This window comes from Bradyrhizobium sp. KZN70725, from assembly GCF_055264925.1.
Genome location: NZ_JBUYWT010000133.1, coordinates 1 through 4,794, shown reverse-complemented (window position 1 = coordinate 4,794; position 4,794 = coordinate 1). Strand labels below are relative to the sequence as shown.

3 protein-coding genes and 1 tRNA gene are annotated in these 4,794 nt (G+C 64.6%); 3 read left to right on the top strand and 1 reads right to left on the bottom strand.

Annotation, left to right across the window (positions count from 1 at the left end; translation table 11 throughout):
* Nucleotides 1-120: 120 nt before the first annotated feature.
* Nucleotides 121-678, top strand: coding sequence for a hypothetical protein (locus ACZBJS_RS41970; RefSeq protein ID WP_463440280.1), 558 nt, complete (start codon nt 121-123; stop codon nt 676-678).
* A gap of 132 nt (nt 679-810) precedes the next feature.
* Here ACZBJS_RS41970 and ACZBJS_RS41965 read toward each other — a convergent pair.
* Nucleotides 811-887, bottom strand: a tRNA-Met gene (locus tag ACZBJS_RS41965).
* A gap of 318 nt (nt 888-1,205) precedes the next feature.
* Here ACZBJS_RS41965 and ACZBJS_RS41960 point away from each other — a divergent pair.
* Both ACZBJS_RS41960 and ACZBJS_RS41955 read left to right on the top strand, forming a co-directional pair.
* Entirely contained in the window at nt 1,206-2,639 is a 1,434-nt protein-coding gene (locus ACZBJS_RS41960; RefSeq protein ID WP_316396066.1) for a coniferyl aldehyde dehydrogenase, read from the top strand.
* Between the two features lie 115 nt (nt 2,640-2,754).
* Nucleotides 2,755-4,362 (top strand): GMC family oxidoreductase, encoded by a 1,608-nt coding sequence (locus tag ACZBJS_RS41955; protein WP_316396065.1) that lies wholly within the window; start codon nt 2,755-2,757, stop codon nt 4,360-4,362.
* The last annotated feature ends 432 nt before the right edge of the window (nt 4,363-4,794 follow it).

The following is a 4,794-nucleotide window of genomic DNA, read 5'->3' as shown; positions in this document are numbered from 1 at the left end:
ACTCACCTGCGACAGGTTCGCCGCCGACACCTCGATGTTGGTGCCGGCTGCTTGCGCGACGCCATTCACCACCCAATGGCCATTGCCGCCGGTGTCCCAGAACGCGTACTGGGTCATCGTTTGCATGCCGACACCATCACAAACTATCAGGTGTGGGATTCGACGGCGGATGCGAGCAGCGGGCACTGGGTGGTCGGGGGAGTCGCCCAAGGCACCAATGCCGCCATCAATGTCACGGCAGCTCAACTTTCGAGCACAAGCTTTCAAAGCGGCTCGGGTTCGGACGATCTCTGGGTGAGGGCTTACGACGGCTTTGCCTGGGGGGCGTGGAAGGAATTTCACGTCACCGCGCCGGTTGACAGCGCTCCGTTGGTGACCGCGTCCGACTTCCACGCGACGGCTAACCAGAGCGTGGCCGCACTAACTCTGTTTTCAGTCGCGGATGCCGACGGCGACAGTATCGCACAATATCAACTCTGGGATTCGACGCCGTCGGCAAGCAGCGGCCACTGGAGCATTGGCGGGAATGCGCAGCCCACCGGCACCGCCATCAACGTCAGCGCGGCCCAAATTGCGAGCACGTCATTCCAGGGCGGTACCGTGCCTGACGACCTTTGGGTTCGCGCCAGCGATGGCATCAGCTGGAGTGCGTGGCACGAATTCCATTTCATCGTCTAGGGAGCGGCCCGCGTTGCGGAAACGCCGTGATCTGCGCCCAATCGGTCGACGACACGAGGCCCGATTGTCCTCCCAAAGCAAAAATGGCCCGCGAAATGCGGGCCATTTTGTCGGAACCGGTTGGTCCGGACTTGGTTGCGGGGATAGGATTTGAACCTATGACCTTCAGGTTATGAGCCTGACGAGCTACCGGGCTGCTCCACCCCGCGTTAAACCGTTGCGTGCCTTGCAGAAAGGGTGCCTGAGCCGGCCGGCCAACGCTTTTCAACGGCGCCGATCGATCCGTCCGGGAGCTTCCTGAGAAGGCGACCCGGGCCGAGGCCATCGGGTGCGGGGCGTATGTATCAACGTGAGCCCGGTTTGGAAAGCCCCGGATGCGGGTTTTTGAGGATTTTGTGACGCCGAAATCGCCGGCTTTGCCGGCAGGATTTACCGCCGGGGAACCGGGCCTTGCCAGACCGCGCGCAAAAGCGGAGCTTGGCGCGCAACAAAATCGTCAAGAAAACGTCATCCGAGGGGGAAATGCCATGGACCGGCCATTGAAGAGCCCGGGGCTGCATGCGCTTGAGGAGGCCTTTCATCGCCAGTTCGAGCTGTCGCGCAGCGAGCCGGCGCCGACATTGCAGGCACGGCTCGACCGGCTGCGCCGCCTGCGCGCCGCGCTGACCGAGAATGAGGCGCGATTCGAGGCGGCGATCTCGGCCGATTTCGGCCACCGCTGCACCGTCGAGACCGCGATCGCCGAGACCATGCTGGTGCTCGGCGAGATCAGGCACGCGGCCAAGCACCTCAAAGGCTGGATGGCGCCGCGGAAGGTCCCGACCACGGTCCAGTTCGCGCCGGCCAAGAACCGGCTGATGCCGCAGCCGCTCGGCGTGGTCGGCATCATCGCGCCGTGGAATTATCCGCTGCAGCTGACCCTGGCGCCCGCGGTCGCCGCGATCGCGGCCGGCAACCGCGCCATCATCAAGCCGAGCGAGCTGGTGCCGCGCTTTGCCGGGTTGCTGATGGAGACGATCGCAAAAAAATTCGATGTCACCGAGCTCGCGGTCACCGATATCGACGACGAAATCGCAAGGGCGTTTGCCGCGCTGCCGTTCGATCATCTGATTTTCACCGGTTCGACGCGGGTCGGCCAGCTGGTGGCCGAAGCCTGTGGCCGCAATTTGACGCCGGTGACGCTGGAGCTCGGCGGCAAGTCGCCCGTGATCGTCGACGGCTCCGCCGACATCGACGAAGCCGCGCAGCGCATCGCCTATGGCAAGCTGCTCAATGCCGGCCAAACCTGCATCGCGCCCGATTACGCGCTGGTGCCGCAGGCCTCGGTGCAACCCTTCGCGATGCGGCTACAGGGTCACATGCAGCACATGTTCGGTACCGATCCCGATAACGCCGATTACACGTCGATCGTCTCGGATCGGCACTATGCACGCCTCGAGGGGCTGGTCGCCGACGCCGCCGCGAAAGGCGCGACCATCATGCAGCCGGCAGCGCCGAACGACCGCGAGTGGAAGGCGAGGCGCAAATTTCCGCCGACCGTGATCGTTGACGCGACGCCGGACATGACGGTGATGCAGGAGGAGATCTTCGGGCCGCTGTTGCCGGTCATCGGCGTGCGCGATGCGGCGGAGGCGATCGCCTTCGTCAACAGCCGCGAACGCCCGCTGGCGCTATACTGGTTCGGCACCGACAGCGCCGCCCGCGATGCGGTGCTGGCGCGCACGGTGTCCGGCGGCGTCACCGTCAATGACTGCCTGTTCCACTTCGCGCAGGCCTATCAACCGATGGGCGGCGTCGGCGCCTCCGGCACGGGCGCCTATCACGGCGAGTGGGGATTCAAGACGCTGACCAAATTCAAGCCGGTGTTCTACCGCTCGCGCTTCAACCGGCTTGCCGATCTCTATCCGCCCTATGGCGCGAAGGTCGCGCGGCTGGAGAAGCTGATGCGGATGTTGTCGTAGGATTCACACCGTCATTGCGAGCGCAGCGAAGCAATCCATAGCGCCGCATAACGGATAGATGGATTGCTTCGCTGCGCTCGCAATGACGCAAAACGAAGACCAAGGGGGAAGATGCGTGACTGACACATTCGATTTCGTGGTGGTGGGCGCGGGCTCCGGCGGCTGCGCGGTGGCGGGGCGGCTGTCGGAGGATCCGGCGACGTCGGTGGCGCTTCTCGATGCCGGCGGCACCAATGACAATTGGGTCGTCACCACGCCGGGCGCCCTGGTGCTGATGGTCGCGGGCACCGTCAACAACTGGGCCTTCAACACCGTGCCGCAGAAAGGCCTCAACGGCCGCATCGGCTATCAGCCGCGCGGCAAGGGGCTCGGCGGCTCCTCGGCGATCAACGCCATGGTCTACATTCGCGGCCATCGCGCCGATTACGACCACTGGGCCGCGCTCGGCAATACCGGCTGGGCGTTCGCCGACGTGCTGCCCTATTTCAAGCGCTCGGAAGACAATTCCGATTTCGACGGCGAGTATCACGGCAAGGGCGGCCCGCTCGCCGTCAACAAGCTGCGCTCCGGCAATCCGATCCAGCAGACCTTCCTGCAGGCGGCGCAAGAGGCGCAATTCCGCATCCGCGAGGATTTCAATGCCGACGACCATGAGGGCCTCGGCATCTACCAGGTGACGCAACGCAACGGCGAGCGCTGGAGCGCGGCACGCGCTTATGTGCATCCGCATATCGGCAGGCGTCCCAACCTTCGCGTCGAGACCAATGCGCACGCGACGCGCATCCTGTTCGAGGGTAAGCGCGCGGTCGGCGTCGAATACCGGCAGGGCAAGGAGCTGAAGCAAATCCACGCGCGGCGCGAAGTCCTGCTTGCCGCCGGCGCGTTCCAGTCGCCGCAGCTGTTGATGCTGTCGGGCGTCGGCGATGCCGCAGCGCTCGGCAAGCACGGCCTCGCCAGCGTGCATCATCTGCCCGGCGTCGGCCAAAACCTGCAGGACCATCCCGATTTCATCTTCGGCTACATGTCCGACAATCCGAACTTCGCCGGCATCTCGCTGAAGGGCATGCCGCGGCTCGTCCGCGCCATCATGCAATATCGGCGCGAGCGCCGCGGCCCCCTCACCTCGAACTTCGCCGAATGCGGCGGCTTCCTGAAGACGCGGCCCGATCTCGACATCCCCGACATCCAGCTGCATTTCGGCATGGCGATGGTCGACGACCACGGCCGCAAGCGCCACGGCGGCACCGGCTTCTCCTGCCATGTCTGCCTGCTGCGGCCGAAGAGCCGCGGCAGCGTCGCGCTGGCCGGCAGCGACCCGATGCGGGCGCCGCTGATCGACCCCAACTTCCTCGGCGAGGAAGACGATCTCGAATCGATGGTGGCGGGCTACAAGACCACGCGGCGGCTGATGGAGGCGCCGGCGCTGCGCGCCCTGCAGCAGAAGGATGTGTTCACGTCCAACGTCCGCACCGACGACGATATCCGCAGCATTCTGCGCGAGCGCGTCGACACAGTCTATCACCCGGTCGGCACCTGCAAGATGGGCACCGGCGATCCGCTCGCGGTGGTCGATCCGAAGCTGCGCGTGCACGGGCTCGAAGGCCTGCGCGTAGTCGACGCCTCGATCATGCCGACCCTGATAGGCGGCAACACCAATGCACCGACCATCATGATCGGCGAGAAGGCGGCCGACATGATCAGGGCGGAGATGCGGGCGGGGTGACCAATGCGTAGGGTGGGCACGGCGCAAGAGCGCCTTTGCCCCCCTATGAGGCTGCCGTCGCAGGGCCGCATTGCCAAAATATCGAAAACAACCCCATGCAAAGGAGCCGGGGGGGGGGCTGGGGCTGCCGGCTTCGACACGGCGACTTGACTCGTCGGGCAAATCAGCGGCATTCTTCTATTATCCAGAAACTGCGCCCGACTGCCTCGGGCCGTGCTCGTGACCTGATGCGTTGCAATCGTAGCCCGGATGAAGCGAAGCGTAATCCGGGACCTTCACGCATGCTCCCCGGATTTCGCTGCGCTTCATCCGGGCTACAAAGCTAGTGGCTCGTCACAGTGATTTTGACGGTTTGATACCGAGCCAGCTTAGGATCGGCAAGTTCTCTGGCGGCACGAGGATTTCGATGCTTCTGGGGATATCGGCTCGACG

Excerpts from the sequence above, each read along its gene's own strand:
- ACZBJS_RS41960 (WP_316396066.1), top strand. The coding sequence starts at position 1,206 with ATGGACCGGCCATTGAAGAGCCCGGGGCTGCATGCGCTTGAGGAGGCC.